The organism is Brucella sp. LJL56, assembly GCF_054871705.1.
In genome coordinates this window covers 83402-106080 of the sequence record NZ_JBTXLQ010000004.1, presented here as the reverse complement: position 1 = coordinate 106080, position 22679 = coordinate 83402, and the positions used below count along the sequence as shown (strand labels likewise).

The window sequence follows — 22679 nt, the reverse complement described above, 5'->3', positions numbered from 1 at the left end:
ATGATGTTGTCCGCTATTTTTTGGATAGAAAACATGGCATTTGGGTTTCCTGTTTAAGCTTGTGTTCCACGTTGCTGATGCCAGGCGAGCGCGCGCACAATATCATCTGCGGCGATCTTGCCAACGATGGCGCCGTTTTCAATGATGCCGACATCACCGCTGCTGTCCGCCACGGCATTCATCAGCTCTCGCACCAGCGTCTCACGCCGGGCGGTTGCCGCAAAAGGACGTGGCGCTGCATTGCGATCGAAAGGCACCATGATGTCCCCGGCCCGAAGAACGCCGAGCGGGTTCATATGCGCAACGAAGTCAGCAACATAGTCGTCGGCAGGCTGCAGGAGAATTTCCTGCGGCGTGCCGCACTGAACGATACGCCCACCTTCCATGATGGCGATGCGATTGCCGATCTTCATGGCTTCATCGAGATCGTGGCTGACGAAGACGATGGTTTTCTTCAGGCGTGACTGGAAGGCCAGCAATTCGTCTTGCAGACGGGTGCGGATCAGCGGATCGAGGGCTGAGAAAGGCTCATCCATCAGCAGGATCGGCGCGCCGGTTGCAAAAGCGCGGGCGAGACCGACACGCTGTTGCATGCCGCCGGAAAGTTCTCCGACCTTACGCTTGGCCCAGTCCTGCAGGCCGACAAGCTCAAGTTGCTGACGGGCTTGGGTAAGACGCTCTTCCTTGCCCATGCCGGAAATTTCCAGCCCGAAGGCGACATTTTCTTCAACCGTGCGCCACGGCAGAAGGCCGAACTGCTGGAACACCATCGAGACAAGTTCGGTGCGCAGATGGCGAAGGGTTCCACGGTCAGCTTTGCCGACATCGATGGTGCGATCGCCTTCCCGAACGAGAACGTGCCCGCGTGAGATCGGATTGAGCCGGTTGATGGCACGAAGAAGCGTGGATTTCCCGGAGCCTGACAATCCCATCAGAACGAGGATTTCGCCTTCCTCAATGTTGAGCGTACAGTTGTGTACGCCCAGTACGAGATTGGTTTCGGCCTGAATCTGGGAGCGGGTGGCGCCGCGATCTGCAAGAGCAAGCGCTTCATCGACATTGCTGCCGAAAATGATGCAGACGTCTTCGAGTGCGATAATGGTCATCCGCGGTCTCCTATTTTTCTCTGCCAGCGCGGAAGATACGGTCGAGCACAATGGCGACCACAACAATGACAAGTCCGGCCTCGAAGCCGAGTGCGGTATTGACCGAATTCAGCGCTCGGACCACCGGCACCCCAAGGCCGTCAGCGCCGACAAGTGCTGCGATGACCACCATCGAGAGCGACAGCATGATCGTCTGGGTCAGACCGGCGAGAATTTGCGGCATCGCATAGGGTAGTTCGATCTTACACAAGAGCTGCGACCGTGACGCACCGAACGCTTCACCCGCCTCGATCAGCGACGACGGTGTGGACGATATGCCGAGATGGGTCAGGCGCACTGGCGCAGGCAGCACGAAGATCGCCGTTGCAAGCAGGCCTGGCACCATGCCGATGCCGAAGAAGACGATGGCCGGGATCAGATAAACGAATGTCGGCAATGTCTGCATGAGGTCGAGGACGGGCCTCATCGCGGCATAAAGTGCCGGACGATGGGCGGCGGCAATGCCGAGTGGCACGCCGATTGCCATACACAGAAAGCAGGCCGACAGAACGAGGGTCAGGGTTTCGAGTGTGCGGTCCCAATAGCCCTGATTGATGATGAACAGGAAGCCGATCACGGTCAGCACGACCACCGAGATACGGCGCTGGATCAGCCACGCTATGACAGCGAAGATGGCGATCAAAAGCAGAGGGTGTGGTAGCTTTAGAAGAAAAAGCAGCCCGTCAATAAGGCTCTGCATGACAGCGGCCAGTGTATCGAAAAAGCCGCCCATATTGTCCGTCAGCCAGTCCACCACAGATTTGGCGGTTGGTCCGACAGGAATCTTGTAATCCGTCAGCCAGTTCAACGATCAAGTCTCCTGCTGCGTGCTAGAGCATTTCCAGCAAAGGTGCGAAGCGTCCACGCGGGGAAATCAGTTCACTGGACTGATTTCTGATCCCGCTCCGATGCGTAGGATAATGCGTTAAAAACAAAGAGAAAGGGTGCGGGCATTCTTGAAGTTGCCGGGCCGCGTTCGTCGCAGCCCGGCAGCATGTGTCGGGATTAAAGACCGAGTGCCGACTTTACAGCAGGCAGGCCTTCCTTGCCATCAACGGTGGTTACACCGGCGAGCCACTGGTCGAGTACGCCCGGATTGGCTTTCAACCAGTTGGTTGCAGCCTTCGACGGCTCTTCGCCATCATCGAGAATCTTGCCCATGATGTCGTTTTCGATATCGAGCTTGAATTCCAGATTGGTGAGGAACTTGCCGACATTCGGGCATTCCTGCGTGTAGCCGGTGCGGACATTGGTTTCGACCTTGGCGCCGCCGAGATTGGGACCGAAGAAATCGTCGCCACCGGTGAGGTACGCGATTTCGAAGCGCTTGTTCATGGGGTGTGGCTCCCATGCCAGGAACACCACCGGTTCCTTGCTCTTGATGCTGCGCGCGACCTGAGCCAGCATGCCCTGTTCAGACGATTCCGCCAGTTCGAACGACTTGAGGCCGAAGGCATCCTTGTTGATCATGTCGAGGATCAGACGGTTGCCGTCATTGCCTGGCTCGATGCCGTAGATCTTGCCGCCGAGCTTGTCCTTGAACGTGGCGATATCCTTGAAGTCCTTGAGGCCTTCGTCATAGGCGTATTTCGGCACGGCGAGCGTATATTTTGCGCCGGTCAGATTGGTGCGCAGTGTCTCGACGGTCTTGTTATCCAGATAAGGCTGGAGGTCGGCGGTCATGGAAGGGTTCCAGTAGCCGAGGAAGACGTCGATGTCCTTTTTGCTCAGCGACGCATAAGTCACCGGTACGGAGAGAACCTTGATGTCGGTCTTGTAGCCGAGACCTTTGAGGATTTCTGTCGCCACCGCCGTCGTCGAGGTGATGTCGGTCCAGCCGACATCCGAGAAACGGACGGTTGAACAGCTTTCGGGTTCGGCGGCGAAACCGGTTGCCGGGGCGCTTAGCATTGCTGTCCCCGTGGCAAGCCCACCCAAGGCAAGCGTAAGCATATAGGTCGATACGGACTTCATTGTTCTCTCCATTTACCGGGCCGTTTTGACGGATTGATTGTTTTTCCGGTTCCAGCTTTAGCAAACACCAAAGATTTCGCCATTCAAGTACCATAGCGGCGAAAATGTTCTTGATTGCGACGTTGGTCGCAGTTTCCGGCGGAAAACCGTTTCGCACCTTCCTGAAACTGCTGCCGCCCATCGTTTTCCGGAACCGTCGACCGTGGGGGAAACGGAGCATGATTGCCACGTACTTGGTCGAAGCGGGGTGGCGCCATGTTACGTATTGAGCCCCCGGTTTCAACCCTGCCAGCCGAAAATGACGGATAAAATCAGTTGGATGACCGTTCGAGGTTGTCGAAAAGATGAGCACACTCTATTTGAGAACCTGAAGCTTTTTCAGGCTTGGCTGCTTGCGAACGGGACATGCCATGCATGGGTCGAGATGCGACGCAGAGGCGGTGCGAAGCCCGGAGTTTCGGGCAAAAGGAAGGATTTGTTACAGTGTGGAATGCAGTTAAGGGCGTTTTTTCCTTCCTCGGCCGTTTCCTAGCCGCGCTTGCTCGTCTGATAGCCATTCCGCTTGGCGGATTATGGCGGCTTTTCCTGCGGCTCGGAATTTTGTGGAAAGTCGCGATTGCGGTCATCGTGATCGGTCTGGGCGGCCTTTACGTCTATTTCATCTGGCAGACTCAGGCGTGGACGAATTTCGACCCGGACTATCCGGCCAAGTACACCTATCAGAATGCGACCACACCCGGTGAAGAGGTGAAAGCGGAGGCCGCACCGGCTGAAGCACCTTCCACCGCGGCACCAGTGGAACAGCCTGCCGTTACGCCCGAAGCCAACCAGACTGGCGAGGCCGCACCGGCGAATCAGCCGGTTCAGGCAGCACAACTGCCGTCCTCGGCCCGCAAATGTTCCCGCTCGGCCATTGCCGAAGTTGCTGCCGATCTCACCGACTTCAACGTCAACCAGAATGCATGGATTTCGTCCATGCTGCTCTACAAGCTTGGCCTTTTCGGTCTGGATTGGGATCGCACGCCGTTCCTCGACAATAAGGCTTCGTTCCAGCGCGGCATCAATGCAGCGGTGCGCCGTACTGCGATTGAACTGGTCGACAATATCGGCCGTCTGCGTGGCACATCGCAGATCGACGGCGATCTGCAAAAGGCGCGTGGCAATCTGCAATTTGCAGAAGATTCCTGGTATTTCGGCCTGAGCCCGTTCGGTCCGAAGACGCCGACGCCGAGCTATTACCGTTCGGCGATCAAGGATTTGCGTTCCTTCAACGGACGGCTTGAAAACTGTCAGGCGACCTTCGATGCCCGCGCCGACAATCTGATCCAGTTTGTCGACCGTATCGCGAGCGATCTCGGTTCCACCTCGGCTATCCTCAAGGACCGCGCCGAGAACTATCACGCTGGCTGGTTTGACACGCGTGCGGATGACCGCTTCTGGTTCGCCTACGGTCAGCTCTATGCATATTACGGCCTGCTGCGCGCAGCACATTCGGATTTCCGTGGCGTTCTTGCCGAAAAGCACCTCGATGGTGTGTGGGACGAGATGGAAAAGCAGATGCGCGCCGCACTCGACATGCAGCCTTTCATCGTTTCCAACGGCAGCCCTGATGCATGGTTCACGCCGTCGCATCTGACCACGATGGGCTTCTATATCCTGCGTGTCCGTTCCAATCTGGTCGATGTGAAACAGGTTCTGGAGCGCTGACCGGCAATGGAACTGCCAACTTCCTTGCGACAGGCGGTGGATGCCGCGCTTGAGGGCGTGGCATTGGCCGACCTCAAGCGCGCATCTGAAATGCTTTCCCGCCGTTACCGTGCCGAGACGCGGGACGGACGCATGCATATTTCCGACGATCTTGCTGCGAAAGCCTATCTGGCGGCGCGCTTGCCTGCGACCTATGCGGCGGTTCGCGCCAGCATGAGCAGTGCAGCAGAGGTTTGTCCCGATTTCGCACCGCAATCCATGCTCGATGTGGGCGCGGGGCCGGGAACAGCCCTTTGGGCAGCAAAACAATGCTGGCCGACGCTTCAAGCCGCTACCATGATCGAGGCAAGCCCCGCGATCCGAGCGGTGGGTAGCGATCTTTCGCAAAATAGCGGGCTGCGTGACCTGGACTGGCGGGCAGGGGATGTGGTTCGGGAAAAACTTGATTTTCCGCAAGCCGATCTCGTGACCATTGCCTATGTGCTCGACGAGCTTGCTCCTGAAAAGCGGCTGGGACTGATCGAGCGTCTGTGGGCGTCAGCACGGCACATGCTGGTGATCGTGGAACCGGGCACACCAGCAGGCTGGCAGCGTATTCTCGATGCACGCAGTGCGCTTGTTGCTGAAGGCGCAGTCATTGCGGCACCCTGTCCACACCAGCTCGATTGCCCGTTGGTCGCGCCCGACTGGTGCCATTTTTCGCGCCGCGTTGCGCGCTCGCGTATTCATCGTCTGACCAAGGAAGCCGAAGTGCCGTGGGAGGATGAGAAGTTCATCTATCTTGCTGCGGTGCGCGAGACGGTCGGTGGTGTGGAAGCGCGGATCATCGCGCCGACGCGGGTTGGCGGCGGCAAAGTTTCGGTTAAACTCTGCAAGGATAACGGCAGGGCGGAAGAACGCCTCCTGACCAAGCGCGACGGGGATCTGTTCCGTTGGGCGCGTCGCGCCGACTGGGGCGATGCCTTGATGAAAGAGTGAGCCGGAACCGAAACCCGGAACCAAAACGATGAAGATCAGTCTGGTCCAGTTACGTCTGCTTGAAGCTGTCGCGGAAACCGGCAGTGTAGGTGCTGCGGCACGGCGCTTGCGTCTCACGCAATCGGGGGCCAGTCAGGCGATTGCAACACTGGAAAAAATCCTCGGGGTCTATGTGCTGGCGCGAAAGCGCGATGGGGCCGCCCTGACGGCGTTCGGACAATCGATCCTTGCGGATGCCAAGGCCGCCCTTGCCGCAGTCGACCGGATAGAATTACAGGCACGATGCAGTGCTTCCGGTGTGCCCGAACGGCTGCGCGTCGCGGCAATTCCAAGCCTGTTCTGCCCGGTCTGCGAAAGTCGTTTCAGCGGCTTTATCCCGGCATTGAATTCAGCGCTTTCGAGGGCGGGCACGATGATGTCAGCCTGTGGGTGCGCGACGGTATTGCCGATCTCGGCATTACATCGTTACCGACGCCCGAGCTTGAGGCACGGGAAGTTGGCCGGGAAGAACTTGTCGTGGTGGGGCGGCGTGATGACCCTTTCATGCGCAATGACACAATCACTGCCGCGGACCTGCGGGACCGCCAGTTGATCGCCGCTGCAGGCTGCGAAATGATTATCGACCGGATTATTCATGGTGAGGGTGAGGGCGAGGGCGACGGCGAGACGCGCAGCGAGCAGGTGCGCACCCGCGACGTTGCCACGGTGCTGGAAATGGTGCGGCATGGCATCGGCACGACGCTTCTGTCAGAAATCAGCCTGCCGGGCGCCGATCTGCATGGATTGCGGGCGCGCCGCCTCGATCCGCCGACGTTCCGCACCGTCTATATTGTTTTTCGGGCCGACAGTCCGGTCAGGCATCTGGTCGAACGGTTCTGCGATATGGCAGTGGATGCCAGAAGCAAAGCGGCATAAGAAACTCTAATATCTCATATCTTGCTTATCCGTGGCGCTTGCGTATGCCAGGGGTGCAATAGTCTGCGCTCTTTCTTCATCCTGTAGTGAGTGACCATGACGGCAATTACCGAAACCACCCCGACGAGCTCGACTTCGGACACCATACGCGGTCTGGCCTGGGGGCTGTCCGGGGTTCTGGTATGGTCCGGGTCGTTTGTCCTGACCCGTTTCGGGTTCAAGACCGCATTGACGCCTTTCGACATCATTGCCCTGCGCTTCGGCGTGGCAGGGCTGGTGCTGTTGCCGGTGGTTCTGATGAATGGATTTGGCTTTCGGAAGCTTGGTCCGCTTGGCTTTGTGCTTCTGGTTTCCGGTGCGGGCGTTCCTTATGCGCTTTTAACCACCTGCGGCCTGCAATATGCTCCGGCGTCCCATGCAGCAGCGCTCATTCCGGGCATGATGACTGCGATGGTTGCCGTTCTGGGAATGGCGCTTCTCAAGGAACATCTTGCGCCGTCGCGCTGGTCCGGGGTCGTGCTGATCCTGATCGGCGCCATGCTGATCGCCGGTCTGTCGCAATCGGGCGAACAGGAGATGCTTGGGCACGTCGCCTTTTTCACTGCGGCACTGGTGTGGGCGATCTATGTCATGGTGTTTCGCAGGAAGGGAATGGACGGGTTGCACGCCACCGCCGTTGCGGCAGTTGCGTCAGCAATCGCCTATCTGCCGATCTATGCGATCTTTCTGCCCAAGGGGCTTGGAGCAACATCCTGGGGCGATATTGCCCTGCAAGGCTTCTATCAGGGCGTTTTAACCTCGGCATTCGGCGTCTTTGCCTTCAACCGTGCCGTTGTGCTGCTGGGAACGGCGGCAGGGGCAGCGCTGTCGGCACTGATCCCTGTCATCACTCTGGTTCTGGCGCTCGTCCTGCTGGGTGAGGTGCCGGGCTGGCCCGACACGCTGGCCGCCTTCCTGATCAGTCTCGGTGTGCTGGCGCTGAACAGGAAGGGAAAGAAGCCTGTCGCATCATGAAGTCTGCAGAACGACGCGCGGTGCAGGGCGGTTGATGATGAACACCATAGCCGCGGCGGCAAAGCACATGGCACCGGCAAGGATCAGAGCAGGGGTGTAGCTGTCATAGTCGGTGCGGACGAAACCGGCGAAGGCGGCAGCAGCAGCGGCACCGATCTGATGGCCGGTGAAGACCCAGCCGAAGACCAGACCGGCCTTTTCCGGACCGAAACGCTCGGCAGCGAGCTTGACGGTCGGCGGCACGGTCGCCACCCAGTCCAGCCCGTAAAAGACGGCGAACAATGCCAGTTCGTAAACGGTGAAGTCAGTGAAGGTCAGGTAGATCAGCGACAGGCCGCGCAGTGCATAGAACCAGAACAGGAGCCAGCGATTGTCGAAGCGGTCGGACAGCCAGCCGGACATGATCGTGCCAATCAGGTCGAATGCGCCAATCACGGCAAGGATGCCTGCTGCACCAACAGGTGCGATGCCGAAATCACCGCAAAGCGTGATCCAGTGCGTCTGGATAAGGCCATTGGTGGAGAAGCCACAGACGAAGAAGGTCAGGAACAAGACCCAGAAAGTTGCTGTTGAAGACGCTTCGCGCAGGGTTACGAGCGGCGAGGCGAGCATGGCGCCGAAGCTCTTCCGGGGTTCAGGTGCGGGAAGCGGCGCTATGCGACCGTAAGGCTTCAGACCAATATCTGCCGGATGGTCGCGCATCAAAGCGAGAACCAGCACAAGCGCGGCAACAAGGAAGCAAACAACGATGGTGAGCGATGTACGCCAGCCAATCGTCTGGCTGACGCTGGCAAGGATCGGCATGAAGACGAGCTGACCGGTGGCGTTGCTAGCTGTCATGAGGCCGACGACGAGACCGCGCCGCTTTTCGAACCAGCGCGCGGCGACGGTCGCACCGAGGACGAGCGCGGTCATGCCAGTGCCAAGACCAATCACCACACCCCAGAGCGCAAGCATCTGCCATTCCTCGGTCATGAAAATGGAGCCGACAAGTCCCAGCGAAATCATGACAAGAGCGGCTGCAACCACGCGGCGCAGGCCGAATTGGTTCATGAAGGCTGCCGCAAATGGCCCCATCAGGCCGAAAAGGACGAGGCGAAGTGCCATTGCGAAGGAGATATTCGCATTCGTCCAGCCGAATTCACGCTGGAGCGGTTCGATCAGAATGCCCGCAGACCCCATGGCGGCTGCCGTCGCCAGCATGGTCAGGAAGGTTATGGCGGCGACGACCCATCCGTAATGGATGTTTCTCTGGGCGAGAAAACTGGCAAGGCGGGCAGAAATCATCTTTGGCGCTTTCGGGTTCAAGCTGGTTTCAAGCTGGCTATTGGCCAGCCATGGGCTGATGGCGAAACCGTGCGCTCCATAGAGGGCGCGTGGCTTCAGGTCATTGTTTTCAGTCAAAGGGCGTTCGGTGTCCGATCAATCGAGACTGCGAAGAAGGCTTTGCAACTGCTCTACGCCGTCCTCTCCCAATCTGGCTTCAATCTCCTCCTGCGCCTGATCCCAGAGCGGACCGCCGCGCTCCACGAGGTCGCGACCTTCGGCGGTCAGCGTTACGCTGGTCTCGCGGTGGTCATCGCTGACTGCAGGCTCGATCAGGCCCATGCGCTGCAGAACCTTCACATTGCGGCCCATGGTCGAACGATCCAACTCGGACAGATGTGCAAGTTCCGTCAGCGAAATGGAGCCTGCACGGCGGATTTTTCGCAGTGTACTGAATTGGGCAACATTAATGCCAAGCGGGGCCAGAGCGTTGTCATAGACGCCTGATGTCTTGCGGGCTGCCTGGCGCAGAAGAATACAGAAACACGGATGAGACATATTGCGGGTATATACCCGTAAATAGTCGATAGCAAGAACGAAGTGAAAAATAGGGGCTACGCTGCTGCCATTTTGCTGACAGCAACAATGCCTTCAGGTAACGCTCGTGTTTTGTCGACGGGGACTAGACCGCGATATAGGCGGTTTCCTTCACTTCCTCCATCACGGCATAAGTGTGCGATTCCCGCACGCCGGGTAGAGAAAGGAGCGCCTCGGAAAGAAAACGCCGGTAGTGATCCATATCGGATACACGGGCTTTGACGAGATAATCGAAGCCGCCCGCAACCATGTGGCATTCCAGAATGTCGGGATTATTGCGGGTGAAGGTTGAAAAGGTTTCGAAGACTTCCGGCGTTGTGCGGTCGAGCTTGATCTCTATGAAGACCAGCATGGCCCGGTCGAGCATCTTGGGCGATAGGCGTGCCGAATAGCCGAGAATATACCCTTCACGGGTCAGTCGCTTGACGCGTTCGGCGGTCGCCGTCTGCGAGAGATTTATGCGATCGGCCAGTTCGGTATTGGTCAGGCGCCCGTTCTCCTGAAGGGCGCGCAAAATACTCCTGTCCATCGCATCGAGATTCTTCATCAGTTGTCCCCAATGGCCGTTTATGTGCGACGGCTCTGTTCTTGATTTTTGGATATGTGTTTGAGTTGCCACGGAAATCAATCCGAAATCGGGCCCCGACGCAAGATGAAACTTGTTGGGTGGTCCTACAAATTTTCGAACCGTTCCGATGAAAACGCCTTAAATGTAAGCATATATGCAAATAACAATCACAGGTTGTGATTTATGTACAACCTGTGATAATGATACTGTGCATACTGAAAGTTATATTGCACCTGTAAATTTAGGCATGGGGTATGGGGGGCCGAAACTGGAGGAATCGTTCAGTTCCTTCCGTTTTGTCCATCCCGGTTCTGAGGAAATCCGGACAGCCCCAAACTGTCCGGATTTTCTTTGCAAGGAACAGGATCGCCCGGCAAAACCCGCGAATGCATGGCGGGATCGCTGTTCGGACGCCGAACTGTATTGCTCAGTTCCATACTTAAATTTTGCGGTTGCAAGGATGCACATTGAAGGCTAACTGTATGTCCATGAACATTTCGCGCAATATCGTCATCAACGGTTGGTGGTGGGCCCGCTAATAGCGGCCACGCAGGCGTTTGTGCATTTGCGTTTAGGAAACAGGCCGCTGGGATTATCCGGGCGGCCTTTTTGTTTGGCTGTTTGAATAAGACCTCAGGAATACCGGGTTCTGGAAGTGTTTGGAAACAAGCGAGATTTGGGATAGCCGATCATGAATGCGAAGATTGCGGATAGCGAGATATTCCAGCACGAGACGGCAGGCGGCATCGTCGTCGAGCGCGTGCGCCACCTCACAGCCTATAAGGGTGCGATCGAGACCTATATCGATGCATTGAACGAACGGCGCGGCGCGGTGTTTTCGTCAAATTACGAATATCCGGGCCGCTATACGCGATGGGACACGGCTATCGTCGATCCTCCGGTGGTGATCACGTCACGGGCCCGCACCATGCGCATCGAAGCGCTGAATGCCCGCGGCGTTATTCTTCTGCGGCCTATCCTCGACACGGTGAAGGCGCTTAGCGAGGTGACGGTCGACAAGGCCGAGGAAAACCGCATCGAGCTGGCCATTGCCGAGCCGAGCGGCACCTTCACCGAGGAAGAGCGCTCGCGCATGCCTTCGGTTTTCACGGTTCTGCGCGCCATTGTCGGCCTGTTCTTCTCCGAGGAAGACGCCAATCTCGGTCTGTACGGTGCCTTCGGTTACGATTTGGCGTTCCAGTTCGATCCGGTTCAGTACAAGCTGAAGCGCCCCGACGATCAGCGCGATCTGGTGCTGTTCATTCCCGATGAAATCTTCGTGGCAGACCACTATGCGGCACGTGCCTGGGTGGACCGTTATGAATTTACCTGCGGCGGTTCTTCCACGCACGGTCTCGCACGGGCGACGCCCATACAGGCATTCAAGCCTTCGGAAGCCAAGCTCGCGCGTGGCGATCACAATCCGGGCGAATATGCCAAGCTCGTCGAGCGCGCCAAGGAAAGCTTCAAGCGCGGCGACCTCTTCGAAGTGGTTCCGGGCCAGACTTTCTATGAACGCTGCCACACACCGCCGTCCGAGATTTTCCGCCGGTTGAAGACGATCAATCCGTCGCCCTATTCGTTCTTCATCAATCTGGGTGACAACGAATATCTGGTCGGCGCATCGCCGGAAATGTTCGTGCGGGTCAACGGGCGGCGTATCGAAACCTGCCCCATCTCCGGCACGATCAAGCGCGGCGAAGATGCGATTTCGGATTCGGAACAGATTCTGAAACTGCTCAATTCCAAGAAGGATGAATCCGAGCTGACCATGTGCTCGGACGTGGACCGCAACGACAAGAGCCGTGTCTGCGAGCCGGGTTCGGTGCGCGTCATCGGTCGCCGCCAGATCGAAATGTATTCGCGCCTGATCCACACGGTCGATCACATTGAAGGACGCCTTCGTGACGGCATGGATGCGTTCGACGGTTTCCTCAGCCATGCATGGGCCGTGACGGTAACCGGCGCACCGAAGCTGTGGGCAATGCGGTTCCTTGAGGAAAATGAACGCAGCCCGCGTGCATGGTACGGCGGTGCCATTGGTATGATGCACTTCAACGGTGACATGAATACCGGCCTCACGCTGCGCACGATCCGCGTGAAGGACGGCGTGGCTGAAATCCGCGCCGGCGCAACGCTTCTGTTCGATTCCAATCCGGAAGAAGAAGAAGCCGAAACCGAATTGAAGGCATCGGCAATGATCACGGCTGTTCGCGAAGCACAGAAGAGCAATCATATTGCCGAAGAGCGTGTGGCGGCAAAGGTGGGTGAGGGGATTTCGATCCTGCTCGTTGATCACGAAGATTCCTTCGTGCACACGCTCGCCAATTATTTCCGCCAGACCGGTGCCACGGTCTCGACGGTGCGCTCGCCTGTTGCCGATGACGTGTTCGACAGGGTCAAGCCGGACCTCGTGGTCCTGTCACCCGGACCCGGCACGCCGCAGGATTTCGATTGCAAGGCGACCATCGACAAGGCGCGCAAGCGTGAACTGCCGATCTTCGGTGTCTGTCTTGGATTGCAGGCGCTGGCGGAAGCCTATGGCGGCACATTGCGCCAGTTGCGCATTCCGATGCACGGCAAGCCGTCGCGCATTCGCGTGTCGAAGCCGGAGCGGATATTCTCGGGTCTGCCAAAGGAAGTGACGGTCGGGCGTTATCATTCGATCTTCGCTGATCCGGAACGTTTGCCGGATGATTTCCTGGTGACAGCAGAGACCGAAGACGGTGTCATCATGGCTTTCGAGCACAAGAAGGAGCCAGTTGCCGCCGTTCAGTTCCACCCGGAATCCATCATGACGCTGGGCCACAACGCCGGAATGCGCATGATCGAGAATGTGGTGACGCATCTGGCGGGCAAGAACAAGGCGCGCCGTACCAACTACTGATCGAACGCCTTCCGTCCTGATTTTGAGCCAGCCGCAGCTATTGCTGCGGCTGGCTTTTTTATGCTTTTTCGCTGCTTACCCATTGCCTGCTTTGGCAACTCATTTGCAACTGTAATGCCTTGCATTTGCAGGAGAAAATTAAATGCGAGAACAGAAAAAACAGGGGTACGAAGTTTCGCTTTTCTGGGGTATAGAACGCCGGTGAATTGCTGCTGCATATGCCAGATGCGTTGCGGATACGTCCCGCGTTCAAGCCAATGTATGAGGGGCCAACTGTTGGCCATCCCGATTTCGGGAAAAGATCAAGATAATAAGGTTCATCATGGACGCGAGTGCAAAGGTTCGGCGGCTTGCCGCTTGGTCTATTCCCATTGCTTTCGGTGTGATGGGTCTGAAATATCTGGCCTATGCGCTGACCGGCTCCGTGGCCCTTTATTCGGACGCATTGGAATCCATCGTCAATGTGATCGCGGCAATCGGCGCGTGGTGGGCCATTCGGGTCAGCTATCTGCCTGCCGACGACAACCATCCCTTCGGACATCACAAGGCCGAGTATATTTCGGCTGTCGTGGAAGGCGTGCTGATCACGGTCGCCGCACTTTTGATCTTCCGCGAGGCGTGGTTTGCGCTTCAAACGCCGCGAATGCTCGATGAACCCTGGCTTGGGCTGAGCATCAATACGGCTGCAGCCGTCATAAACGGCTTCTGGGCGACATTGCTGATCCGCACCGGTCGCAAGTCCCGCTCACCGGCGCTGGAAGCCGACGGCAAGCACATCATGACGGATGTTTTCACGTCCGCAGGTGTTCTGGTCGGTCTTGTCGGTGCTGTCGTGACCGGCTGGGCCATACTTGATCCATTGCTCGCCATTCTGGTGGCGATCAACATTCTCTGGCAGGGCTGGCATGTTATCAATTCCTCGGTGCAGGGATTGATGGATATTGGTGTCGAGCCGACTGAGGAGATGCGCATTCGCGATGTCATTTCGGCCAATGCGGGTGGCGCCATCGAGGTTCATGATCTGAAGACCCGTATTGCGGGCCGTGTTACCTTCATCGAGTTTCACCTGGTCGTTGCGGCGGATATGAGTGTCGGCGATGCCCATGTGATCTGCGACCGTATCGAAGACGCTTTGAAGAAGCAGATTGATAGCGCGCGGGTGGTGATCCATGTCGAACCGGAGGATGAGGCAAAGTTGCCTCCGGGGACGAGTGCGGTGCCTTTCGCCTGAATGAAATACTGTCTTGCGCAGTACAAATCTCGCGTGTAAAAGCTTTTGCCATGACGATCAAAAACGCAACATCCCTGGAACATTCCGCAGCCGCCTTCGGCGCGCGCGTTGATGTTTGCGTTCTAAACTCGCTTCTTACCCTCGGCCTTAGCGGCGATCGCCGGGCTCGCTGAAGGAGCGTCCGGCGGTCGAAAACGGTCCCGCTGGCCTGTGCTCCTTTTCAAAAAACCCTTATAATCGATCAGTAGTATCCGTGCTTGACGGTCTATAATGCCGTCGAAAGCCGGGAGGAAACGAAAATGAATCAGTCCGTCGCCACACCGCAATCAGAATCCAATGCTGAGCGCAAAGGCATGCCTGTTGCAGGCACCAAATATTCGCCTTTCCCGGCCCCGCAACTCGATGACCGCACCTGGCCGTCCAAGCGCATCGAAAAGGCGCCGATCTGGTGTTCAGTCGATCTGCGTGATGGCAATCAGGCCCTGGTCGACCCCATGGGGCATGACCGCAAGGAGCGTATGTTCCGCCTGCTGGTCGATATGGGTTTTCCGGAAATCGAGATCGGCTTCCCGTCCGCTTCGCAGACGGATTTCGACTTCTGCCGCTGGGCCATCGAACAGGGCAATGTTCCCGACGAAGTGGATTTGCAGGTTCTGGTCCAGTGCCGCCCCGAACTGATCACGCGCACTTTTGAAGCGCTGGAAGGCGCGAAGACACCGATCATCCATTTCTACAATTCCACCAGTGAATTGCAGCGCCGTGTGGTTTTCGCCAAGGATGTCGGTGGTATCAAGCAGATCGCAACCGACGCTGCCAAGATGATCATGGATATGGCTGCGAAAGCGGGTGGTGGCTATCGCTTCCAGTATTCGCCCGAAAGCTTCACCGGCACCGAGATGGATGTGGCGCTGGAAATCTGCAACGCGGTCATCGAGATCGTGAAGCCGACCGCAGACAACAAGCTGATCGTCAATCTGCCCTCGACGGTCGAGATGAACACGCCGAACGTCTATGCCGACCAGATCGAATGGATGTGCCGCAACCTCGACAATCGCGAGAACCTGATTATCTCGCTGCATCCGCACAATGACCGCGGTACCGGCATCGCTGCAACCGAACTGGGCCTGATGGCCGGGGCCGACCGTGTGGAAGGTACACTGTTCGGCAATGGCGAACGCACCGGCAATGTCGACGTCGTGACGCTGGCGCTCAATATGTACACGCAGGGCGTGGACCCCGAACTGGACTGCACCGACATCAACCGGATGAAGGAAGTCTATGAATATTCGAACCAGTTGAAGATTGCCGAACGCCATCCCTATGTCGGCGAACTGGTTTATACGGCCTTCTCGGGCTCGCATCAGGATGCGATCAACAAGGGTATGAAGGCGCGCAAGTCTGCCAATTCACCGGTCTGGGAAGTGCCCTATCTGCCGATCGACCCACAGGATGTGGGCCGCTCCTACGAAGCGATCATTCGCATCAATTCGCAGTCGGGCAAGGGCGGGATCGCTTACATACTGCAGGCGGATTACGGCTTGAACCTGCCGCGCAATCTGCAGGTCGAGTTCCGCGAGATCATCCAGAACATCACCGATGAAGAAGGCAAGGAACTGCCCTCCAAGCGTATTCATGAAGAGTTCCAGCAACTCTATGTGACGCAGCCGGAGGCTCGTATCAAGTTCGTAGATCACCACACCATGCCCGATCCGGAGCAGAAGGGACGCCGTATTCTCACCGCCGAAATCACCGATAATGGCGTGACCAGGAATATCGAAGGCAAGGGCACCGGCCCAATCGACGGATTTGTCGATGCGCTGTCCAAATATCTCGGTGTGAAGATGTCGGTCGTGGATTATTCCGAACATTCGCTACAGCAGGGTTCGGACGCTTCGGCCATCTCCTATGTCGAAATGGCGCATCCGGGCGGCAAATTGTTCGGCGCTGGCATCAACGATAATATTGTCAGTGCTTCACTGGAAGCCATCGTATCGGCGGCCAACCGCGTCATCAGCAAGTGAGCGAACATAAATGAAATGAAAACGGCGCTTCGGCGCCGTTTTTTATTGGCCGGATCAATAGAGAACGCGCTCGTTGAGCTTCGTTATTTTCTCGCTTGCATCGGAAACGCCGTGCTCTTCCATCAGGCAGGACCAGCCGCCTTCAGGGCGTTTATCGATGCTGAATATATTATAGCGAGCAGCGGGTTTATGGCCGCCGAAATTCTGGCTTGCAGATGGCACACTGATAACGGGGATCTTGCCGTTCGGCCCGTCGATTTCATAATGCGTGATAAGATGCGTATGGCCGTGAATGACCAGTTCCGCACCGTGCTTGCGTATGATCTTCTGGAAACGGCGAATACCATAAAGGCGTTTATGGGCGGGCGTCGCGCCATAAATGGGCGGGTGATGGATCATCACGATACGGAAGAGGCCACGCGCGCCGGCTTCATCGAGCATTGCAGCCAGACGCTTCCCTTGCTCGGACCGGAAGTCGCCGCTGGCCATGAAGGGAGCTGTTGCGCGCGCCGAAGAAACACCGATCAGCGCAACGGGTCCACGCACTCGCATATAAGGGAATTGCGGGCGATTGCCCTTGTTGTCGATGCCGTCACCGCGCATCCACGGTTCCCATTTCCGGCAGGTCTTGTCGAGTGCGCCGGGCACATAAGCATCATGATTGCCAGGAACGACCGAAACATCGTTCGGGTTGCCCAGTTTGGACAGCCAGTCATGGGCAATATCGATTTCCAGATTGAGCGCCAGATTGACGAGATCGCCCGTCACTGCGATGTGGTCAGGCGATTGCGCCTGCATGTCGCCGATGAGAGTATCCAGCACGGTTCCGTGCATCGCGTTTTTGCGATTGCGCAGCCAGTTGATATAGCCTGTGATGCGCTTCGATGCCAGTTCGCGATATCTCACGCGAGGCAAAGGCGAAAGGTGTATATCGGAGATGTGCGCGAGACGAAACATTAAGCCCATTTACTGGATAATGCGTGAAACCGAAACCTGTTTAGCGACTTTTTGTTGATGTCAGTGCTGTTTGGGATAGAGGTATGTTGCCTCGCGGAGAGACGGTATGCGCTTTCGTCATTTCATATTTCATACTTATTTTTTAATGCGACGCCCGATGACATTGGGCGTCAGGGCTATTGTCTTCGATGAAAACAAAAATTCCGTTTTCCTGGTGAAGCATACCTATGTGCCGGGATGGCAATTGCCGGGCGGGGGTGTCGAACGCGGCGAGACCTTCGGGCAGGCGTTGGAAAAGGAATTGCGCGAGGAGGCCAATATCGTTTTGAAAGGCCCGCCGCAGCTTTTTGCGCTCTACAAGAATGCGCATGCATCGCCGCGCGATCACGTGGCGCTGTATATATGTAGGCAATTCGAGCAGACGGCACCGCGTTTGCCGGATCGGGAAATCGCGGAATGCGGTTTCTTTCCGCTGGACGATCTGCCGGAAGGGACGACATCGTCGACCAAGCGGCGTCTGCAGGAAGCGCTTCACGATCTGGAACCGCTTCCGCTTTGGTAAAGGCGCGGATGCCGCACCTTTACCGGAACATAGAGGTTTAGAAGCGGTAGGTGATACCCGTACCGATCAGCCATGGATTAAGCTTGGCCTTGCCGCTGACTTCCACGCCGCCAGCCAGAGTGGCGTCGAATTTCGGTTCAAGGAACAGCTTCTTGACGTCGAAGTTCACGCCCCAATGCTCGTTGAGCATGTAGTCGAAGCCGATCTGCAGCGCGCCGCCGAATGCATTCTTGACCTTGAGATATTCAACGCCGGTCGCATCCTGATTGTAGAACATGGTGTAGTTTACGCCTGCGCCGACATAAGGCTTGAAGGCGCCGAAATTGGTGAAGTGATATTGCAGGGTGAGGGTCGGAGGCAGAATCCATGCCTTGCCGATCTTGCCCAATCCGTCGATTGAACCGGCGCCATTGATATTGGCATAGGTCGTGCCGAGAATGAGTTCGGCTGCGAAATTATCGGTGAAGTAGTAGGTGATGTCGAGTTCAGGTGTGATCGACTTCGAATAGTCGAGATCCGAACCAGAAACGCCGTTCACATAGCCGGAATTCTGGGGAACGACGCCGAGTGCGCGCACACGAATCTGCCACGGTGACAGGGCTTCCGGCACGGCCTGAATTTCTGATGCAGGCTGGGCTACGATGGCGTCCGCAGCAAATGCAACCGGTGCGGCAACGGTCAGCGCGGTGGCGGCCAGCAATCCCCTCATGAAGCGGTTCATCTTCTCTCTCCTTAAGTCGTGATCGGTCTTGGGTAATCGTGATGCGTGCAATCTGGACCGCGCAACGAAACGCCCCATTGATCGAAATCAAAGGGGCGCAAGAGATTTGAGAGAGTGCTGATGTTCTAACAACAGTGTTGCAGGAAGAACGCAGTTGGTCCGGTCAGGCTTTCGGGAACCGGTCCCGGTCATGTGGTGCAGAGAAGTCGATTTCCGGTCCAAGCGGTACAACGCCGGTCGGGTTGATCGTCTTGTGGCTGTGATAGTAATGGCCCTTGATGTGCTCCAAGTTCACGGTCGAGGCCACGCCCGGCACCTGATAGAGCTCACGCGTGTAGTTCCACAGGTTCGGGTAATCGGCAAGGCGACGCAGATTACACTTGAAATGGCCGACATAGACCGGATCGAAGCGCAACAGTGTCGTGAACAGCCGCCAATCGGCTTCCGTCAGGCGGTCGCCGGTCAGATAGCGCTGGCGGGAAAGACGGTCTTCGAGCGAATCGAGGGCCGCGAACAATTGCCCGAACGCTTCTTCATAAGCGTCCTGCGTGGTGGCGAAACCGGCGCGATAGACCCCGTTGTTGATATTGGGATAGATGAAATCGTTGAGCGCATCGATTTCGCCGCGCAGCGATTCCGGATAGAAATCGAGCGAAGCATCGCCGAATTCGTTGAAGGCGGTGTTGAGCATGCGAATGATTTCTGACGATTCGTTGGACACGATCGTCTGGCGCTGCTTGTCCCACAGAACCGGCACGGTGACGCGACCGGAATAGTTCGGATCGGCGCGGGTGTAGATTTCATACAGGCGCTTCGCGCCGTAGAGCGCATCGCCGGTGCTGCCGGTCGTGCCGGAGAAGGTCCAGCCTTCATCTGCCATCAGATAGTCCACGACGGATACGGAAATGACGTCTTCCAGCCCCTTCAGCGCGCGAAAGATCAACGTGCGATGCGCCCACGGACAGGCATAGGAAACGTAGAGGTGGTAGCGCCCCGGCTCGGCCTTGAAGCCGCCTTCGCCACTCGGACCGGCGCTGCCGTCTGCGGTCACCCAGTTGCGGAATTGCGATTTCGACCGCTCAAAACGGCCTTTCGTGCTCTCGGTGTCGTACCAGACATCGTGCCACTTGCCATCGACCAGAAGTCCCATGTGATTGCTCCTTTTGGAAAGAGAATAGGGCGAGAGCCGCCATTTTGCAGCATCGCAAGCCGTGAACAGTGCGTAACGGTTCCAAAAAGATCAGCCGAAACTGCCATTTTGAAAAAAATAGTTTTACCTCTGTCCATTTTGGTGTAATGCAACTTCCAAATTGCGGTCATCCAAACGCCGACCGCTAAGGAGAATGATGTAATGGAAATGCTTTTCATCCGACGATGAAACTTGGACCGTGCCGTGCGTGCGGAATGCATTCCATTGACCTGACGGTCCCCGACTTCTCCTATTGCGATCTAAGCCCATGCAGCAGCTTGAACTGACCTACGCGCAGGAATGCCCGGCGCACGACATTGAAATCGAAGCTATCAATGCTGAAGCCTTCGGACCGGGACGGTTTACCAGGGCTGCGCATTTCATCCGCGAAGGCGGCCCGCACGATCTCGATCTTTCCTTCGTGGCGCTGATGGGTGGTATCGTCGTGGGGTCAGTGCGGCAGACGCCGGTTATCGTCGGCAAGACGCCCGCACTCCTGCTTGGCCCCCTTGCTGTGCGGCCTGAATGGAAAAAGCGGGGTATTGGCGGCAAGCTGATGCGCATGTCGCTGGAAGCGGCGACGAAAGCCGGTCACAAGCTGGTCATTCTTGTCGGTGACGAGCCTTATTATGGCCCGTTCGGCTTCAAGATGGTGGAGCCGGGTTCCATGGTTATGCCGGCATCGGTCGATCCGCGCCGGATGCTTGCTTGCGAACTGGCGCCCGGCGCGCTGAATGGTGTCAGCGGCATCGTGCGCCACGCCAACCGGGCAAAATAGTTAAAAAGAGGGGAAAGCGAGGGGCGGGTTACCGCCCTTCGCGATGCCACATGCTGCCGAAGACGAAGAGCAGCAGGCCAAGCGCCAGAAAGCCCGAGAACAGTGGCAGGCGATTGACACTTTTCAGTTGCGTATCTGACGTCTCGCGCAGGCCGATCCAGTCATTGCCGCTGGCCGCACGATTGCCGCCGACGGCAGTGATCGTGGGAACCCGGACTGAACTGTCCGCACTTGCATGCACGCGATGGACCGAGCCGCCGGTCGCCTCGGCAAGTGGCTTCAGGCGATCCGTCGTGGAGATGCTGTCTGCAAATTCCGGCGCATCAATCGGCCCCACATGGGCCAGTGCTTCCAGATCGCCGTTCTTCACCCGGAAGATGCCGATCTCGTCCGTCTGCAGCGAACCTTCGAACAGGCCCGGCTTGCTTTGCGCAAGATTGACCTGCACTTCCTTGCCGGAAGGTGTTGTAACGGCCGCTGTACCCGGATTGTCGCCCATGGTCTGGCGACGGATGGAAAGCGTGCGGCCATTGCCTGCGGCAGTGAGTGCTTCTTCCTCCAGTTCCGGTTCCTGCATCAGCCAGTGGGCAATGCGACGATAGAGCGAAGCATAGGGGCCTCCGCCTTCGAAGCCGCGCGCCCAAAGCCAGCCCTGATCGGAGAGAAACATGCCGACACGGCCTTTTCCGACGCGGTTGAGAACCAGCAGAGGCTTGTTGTCTGCGCCGCTCATTACCGTTTCGCCCTGCGGCGCCGTGATGTCGATAGTGCGGAACCAGCGGCTCCAGTGCGGCGGCTCCTGTTCGCTGCCGTCGAGGCCGCGCGTCACTGGATGGCGTTTGCCAATATTCGTGAGGCGGGGATAGAACGCCTTCTCTGTCACGGCCCCGGTGGGCATCGCGGGCAGGGCGCTATAAAGCGGCGTGCGGGCAATTGACATTTCGCCGGCATATTCCGGACCAGCGGCGACCAGCAGCGCACCGCCATTCTCAACATATTGCGCGATGTAATCATAATAGAGGAGCGGCAGCACGTCGCGGTGCTGGTAGCGGTCGAGAATGATGAGATCGAACTCGTTGACCTTGTCCACGAAGAGTTCACGCGTCGGGAACGCGATCAGTGACAATTCGTTGATTGGGGTACCATCCTGCTTTTCCGGCGGGCGCAAAATGGTGAAGTGAACCAGATCGACGGCAGCATCGGATTTCAGCAGGTTGCGCCAGGTGCGCTCGCCATTGTGGGGCTCGCCGGAGACGAGCAGCACGCGCAGGTTCTCGCGAACGCCATCTACAGTCGCCACGGCACGATTGTTGGCGTCCGTTACTTCGCCGGGAAGCGCTGGCGTGGCGATTTCGACGATGTTCACACCGGCGCGCGGCAGGGTGATGGTGATTGGCGTTTCTTGCCCGACCTGCGCTTCTTCCTCGCTGACGACCTCGCCATTGACGCGGATTTCAACCGGCGCGGGACTGCCGAGGTTCTTGCCTTCATCGATTACCGTAAACGACATTTCGAGCGGCTTGCCGCTGATGCCGTAGCGCGGCGCCTTGTTGAAGCGGATGCGGCGATCGAATTCGTCCGGCTTTCCGGTCACAAGACCATGCAGCGGCGCGTCGAAGCCGAGCGCATTCTTGTTGGCAGGAATATCGTGGACCTGACCGTCGGTAATCATGATCGCGCCCGCCACGCGGGAAGGCGGAACGTCGAGAAGCGAACGCGCCAGCGGTCCAAACAGTCGGGTGGCGTAACCGTCTTCGTTCTCTCCGGGTTGGCCTGCTTCCACGACGCGGGTTTCAAATTGCGGCATGGTCGCAAGCTGGTCTTGCACCGCTTTCAAGGCGGCATCGGTGTCGGCGCGGCGCTGCCCCAGTTCCTGGCTCTGGCTGCGGTCCACCACCACAGAGACCACGCTTTTCAGCGGTTCGCGCTCTTCATTGATGATGACTGGATTGAAAAGAGCGAGCGCAAGTGCTGCCGCAGCCAGCAATCGGATCAGACCACCACGCATCCGCAATGCAATCGTGGCCAGCACCAACAGCGCCAGCGGCACGAGAATGGCGATCAGCCATGGCGTGGAGAGGAAGGGTTCGAATTCGATATTCATACCTGCCCCTCTCTCTTTTCTTTGAGCATGTCTTTACCGGAAAACCGGTTTCCACTTTTCCGAAA

Annotated in this window: 20 protein-coding genes and 1 pseudogene; 10 read left to right on the top strand and 11 right to left on the bottom strand. The window is 57.5% G+C overall.

The window, feature by feature from the left end:
• Nucleotides 1-53: 53 nt before the first annotated feature.
• The 3 genes from choV to ACYSN1_RS14835 all read right to left on the bottom strand — a co-directional run bounded on the left by choV (nucleotide 54) and on the right by ACYSN1_RS14835 (nucleotide 3119).
• Nucleotides 54-1106 carry a choline ABC transporter ATP-binding protein gene (gene choV, locus ACYSN1_RS14845; protein WP_461726389.1) on the bottom strand — a complete coding sequence of 351 codons (1053 nt, stop codon included), beginning with the start codon at nucleotides 1104-1106 and terminating at the stop codon, nucleotides 54-56.
• Between the two features lie 10 nt (nucleotides 1107-1116).
• Complete coding sequence (gene choW / locus ACYSN1_RS14840; protein WP_461726388.1) at nucleotides 1117-1953, bottom strand: choline ABC transporter permease subunit; 837 nt, start codon at nucleotides 1951-1953, stop codon at nucleotides 1117-1119.
• Between the two features lie 197 nt (nucleotides 1954-2150).
• Entirely contained in the window at nucleotides 2151-3119 is a 969-nt protein-coding gene (locus tag ACYSN1_RS14835; RefSeq protein ID WP_461726387.1) for a choline ABC transporter substrate-binding protein, read from the bottom strand.
• Between the two features lie 483 nt (nucleotides 3120-3602).
• Here ACYSN1_RS14835 and ACYSN1_RS14830 point away from each other — a divergent pair, with 483 nt between their 5' ends.
• The 5 genes and pseudogenes from ACYSN1_RS14830 to ACYSN1_RS14810 all read left to right on the top strand — a co-directional run bounded on the left by ACYSN1_RS14830 (nucleotide 3603) and on the right by ACYSN1_RS14810 (nucleotide 7733).
• Nucleotides 3603-4826 (top strand): DUF2333 family protein, encoded by a 1224-nt coding sequence (locus ACYSN1_RS14830; RefSeq protein WP_461726386.1) that lies wholly within the window; start codon nucleotides 3603-3605, stop codon nucleotides 4824-4826.
• A 6-nt stretch (nucleotides 4827-4832) separates the two neighbouring features.
• The gene (locus tag ACYSN1_RS14825) at nucleotides 4833-5804 is read left to right on the top strand and encodes a small ribosomal subunit Rsm22 family protein (protein ID WP_461726385.1); all 972 of its coding nucleotides are present in this window, start codon (nucleotides 4833-4835) and stop codon (nucleotides 5802-5804) included.
• Nucleotides 5805-5832: 28 nt separating this feature from the next.
• Nucleotides 5833-5964: pseudogene (locus ACYSN1_RS14820) on the top strand (LysR family transcriptional regulator); the annotation flags it as partial.
• 122 nt (nucleotides 5965-6086) lie between these two features.
• The gene (locus ACYSN1_RS14815; RefSeq protein WP_461726384.1) at nucleotides 6087-6719 is read left to right on the top strand and encodes a LysR family transcriptional regulator substrate-binding protein; all 633 of its coding nucleotides are present in this window, start codon (nucleotides 6087-6089) and stop codon (nucleotides 6717-6719) included.
• Nucleotides 6720-6815: 96 nt separating this feature from the next.
• On the top strand, nucleotides 6816-7733 hold the full coding sequence (locus ACYSN1_RS14810; RefSeq protein WP_461726383.1) for a DMT family transporter: 918 nt from the start codon (nucleotides 6816-6818) through the stop codon (nucleotides 7731-7733).
• Here the strand turns inward: ACYSN1_RS14810 and ACYSN1_RS14805 are convergent.
• From ACYSN1_RS14805 to ACYSN1_RS14795, 3 genes are all read right to left on the bottom strand, one after another.
• Nucleotides 7728-9020, bottom strand: a complete 1293-nt coding sequence (locus tag ACYSN1_RS14805) for an MFS transporter (protein ID WP_461726575.1) — start codon at nucleotides 9018-9020, stop codon at nucleotides 7728-7730. The two genes, ACYSN1_RS14810 and ACYSN1_RS14805, sit on opposite strands and share 6 nt — an antisense overlap.
• A 135-nt stretch (nucleotides 9021-9155) precedes the next feature.
• Complete coding sequence (locus ACYSN1_RS14800; protein ID WP_461726382.1) at nucleotides 9156-9557, bottom strand: MarR family winged helix-turn-helix transcriptional regulator; 402 nt, start codon at nucleotides 9555-9557, stop codon at nucleotides 9156-9158.
• Between the two features lie 124 nt (nucleotides 9558-9681).
• Nucleotides 9682-10143 (bottom strand): Lrp/AsnC ligand binding domain-containing protein, encoded by a 462-nt coding sequence (locus ACYSN1_RS14795; protein WP_006472719.1) that lies wholly within the window; start codon nucleotides 10141-10143, stop codon nucleotides 9682-9684.
• Between the two features lie 712 nt (nucleotides 10144-10855).
• Here ACYSN1_RS14795 and ACYSN1_RS14790 point away from each other — a divergent pair.
• Entirely contained in the window at nucleotides 10856-13051 is a 2196-nt protein-coding gene (locus ACYSN1_RS14790; protein WP_461726381.1) for an anthranilate synthase component I, read from the top strand.
• Here the strand turns inward: ACYSN1_RS14790 and ACYSN1_RS14785 are convergent.
• Nucleotides 13045-13335, bottom strand: a complete 291-nt coding sequence (locus tag ACYSN1_RS14785) for a hypothetical protein (RefSeq protein WP_461726380.1) — start codon at nucleotides 13333-13335, stop codon at nucleotides 13045-13047. The two genes, ACYSN1_RS14790 and ACYSN1_RS14785, sit on opposite strands and share 7 nt — an antisense overlap.
• Nucleotides 13336-13373: 38 nt before the next feature.
• Between ACYSN1_RS14785 and ACYSN1_RS14780 the strand changes: the two genes are divergently transcribed.
• Complete coding sequence (locus ACYSN1_RS14780) at nucleotides 13374-14282, top strand: cation diffusion facilitator family transporter (RefSeq protein WP_461726379.1); 909 nt, start codon at nucleotides 13374-13376, stop codon at nucleotides 14280-14282.
• Nucleotides 14283-14581: 299 nt separating this feature from the next.
• On the top strand, nucleotides 14582-16303 hold the full coding sequence (gene leuA, locus ACYSN1_RS14775) for a 2-isopropylmalate synthase (RefSeq protein ID WP_461726378.1): 1722 nt from the start codon (nucleotides 14582-14584) through the stop codon (nucleotides 16301-16303).
• 54 nt (nucleotides 16304-16357) lie between these two features.
• Here the strand turns inward: leuA and ACYSN1_RS14770 are convergent, their stop codons facing one another.
• Nucleotides 16358-17260: a metallophosphoesterase family protein gene (locus tag ACYSN1_RS14770; RefSeq protein WP_461726377.1), complete on the bottom strand. Its 903-nt coding sequence runs from the start codon at nucleotides 17258-17260 to the stop codon at nucleotides 16358-16360.
• Nucleotides 17261-17366: 106 nt separating this feature from the next.
• Between ACYSN1_RS14770 and ACYSN1_RS14765 the strand changes: the two genes are divergently transcribed.
• Nucleotides 17367-17822 carry an NUDIX domain-containing protein gene (locus tag ACYSN1_RS14765; protein WP_461726376.1) on the top strand — a complete coding sequence of 152 codons (456 nt, stop codon included), beginning with the start codon at nucleotides 17367-17369 and terminating at the stop codon, nucleotides 17820-17822.
• Nucleotides 17823-17859: 37 nt separating this feature from the next.
• Here the strand turns inward: ACYSN1_RS14765 and ACYSN1_RS14760 are convergent, their stop codons facing one another.
• A complete protein-coding gene (locus ACYSN1_RS14760; protein WP_461726375.1) occupies nucleotides 17860-18543 on the bottom strand; it encodes an OmpW/AlkL family protein in 684 nt (227 codons plus the stop codon).
• A 163-nt stretch (nucleotides 18544-18706) separates the two neighbouring features.
• Complete coding sequence (locus ACYSN1_RS14755; protein WP_461726374.1) at nucleotides 18707-19693, bottom strand: glutathione S-transferase family protein; 987 nt, start codon at nucleotides 19691-19693, stop codon at nucleotides 18707-18709.
• A gap of 307 nt (nucleotides 19694-20000) precedes the next feature.
• Between ACYSN1_RS14755 and ACYSN1_RS14750 the strand changes: the two genes are divergently transcribed.
• Nucleotides 20001-20510: a GNAT family N-acetyltransferase gene (locus ACYSN1_RS14750; protein ID WP_461726373.1), complete on the top strand. Its 510-nt coding sequence runs from the start codon at nucleotides 20001-20003 to the stop codon at nucleotides 20508-20510.
• A gap of 28 nt (nucleotides 20511-20538) precedes the next feature.
• On the opposite strand, the gene ACYSN1_RS14745 is transcribed toward ACYSN1_RS14750, so the two are convergent.
• Nucleotides 20539-22614, bottom strand: coding sequence for a hypothetical protein (locus tag ACYSN1_RS14745; RefSeq protein WP_461726372.1), 2076 nt, complete (start codon nucleotides 22612-22614; stop codon nucleotides 20539-20541).
• Nucleotides 22615-22679 lie beyond the last annotated feature (65 nt).

Coding starts and splice junctions, on each gene's coding strand:
- choV (WP_461726389.1), bottom strand. CDS start 1,106: ATGACCATTATCGCACTCGAAGACGTCTGCATCATTTTCGGCAGCAAT.
- ACYSN1_RS14835 (WP_461726387.1), bottom strand. CDS start 3,119: ATGAAGTCCGTATCGACCTATATGCTTACGCTTGCCTTGGGTGGGCTT.
- ACYSN1_RS14825 (WP_461726385.1), top strand. CDS start 4,833: ATGGAACTGCCAACTTCCTTGCGACAGGCGGTGGATGCCGCGCTTGAG.
- ACYSN1_RS14815 (WP_461726384.1), top strand. CDS start 6,087: ATGCAGTGCTTCCGGTGTGCCCGAACGGCTGCGCGTCGCGGCAATTCC.
- ACYSN1_RS14810 (WP_461726383.1), top strand. CDS start 6,816: ATGACGGCAATTACCGAAACCACCCCGACGAGCTCGACTTCGGACACC.
- ACYSN1_RS14805 (WP_461726575.1), bottom strand. CDS start 9,020: ATGATTTCTGCCCGCCTTGCCAGTTTTCTCGCCCAGAGAAACATCCAT.
- ACYSN1_RS14800 (WP_461726382.1), bottom strand. CDS start 9,557: ATGTCTCATCCGTGTTTCTGTATTCTTCTGCGCCAGGCAGCCCGCAAG.
- ACYSN1_RS14795 (WP_006472719.1), bottom strand. CDS start 10,143: ATGAAGAATCTCGATGCGATGGACAGGAGTATTTTGCGCGCCCTTCAG.
- ACYSN1_RS14790 (WP_461726381.1), top strand. CDS start 10,856: ATGAATGCGAAGATTGCGGATAGCGAGATATTCCAGCACGAGACGGCA.
- ACYSN1_RS14785 (WP_461726380.1), bottom strand. CDS start 13,335: ATGGCCAACAGTTGGCCCCTCATACATTGGCTTGAACGCGGGACGTAT.
- ACYSN1_RS14780 (WP_461726379.1), top strand. CDS start 13,374: ATGGACGCGAGTGCAAAGGTTCGGCGGCTTGCCGCTTGGTCTATTCCC.
- leuA (WP_461726378.1), top strand. CDS start 14,582: ATGAATCAGTCCGTCGCCACACCGCAATCAGAATCCAATGCTGAGCGC.
- ACYSN1_RS14770 (WP_461726377.1), bottom strand. CDS start 17,260: ATGTTTCGTCTCGCGCACATCTCCGATATACACCTTTCGCCTTTGCCT.
- ACYSN1_RS14765 (WP_461726376.1), top strand. CDS start 17,367: ATGCGCTTTCGTCATTTCATATTTCATACTTATTTTTTAATGCGACGC.
- ACYSN1_RS14760 (WP_461726375.1), bottom strand. CDS start 18,543: ATGAACCGCTTCATGAGGGGATTGCTGGCCGCCACCGCGCTGACCGTT.
- ACYSN1_RS14755 (WP_461726374.1), bottom strand. CDS start 19,693: ATGGGACTTCTGGTCGATGGCAAGTGGCACGATGTCTGGTACGACACC.
- ACYSN1_RS14750 (WP_461726373.1), top strand. CDS start 20,001: ATGCAGCAGCTTGAACTGACCTACGCGCAGGAATGCCCGGCGCACGAC.
- ACYSN1_RS14745 (WP_461726372.1), bottom strand. CDS start 22,614: ATGAATATCGAATTCGAACCCTTCCTCTCCACGCCATGGCTGATCGCC.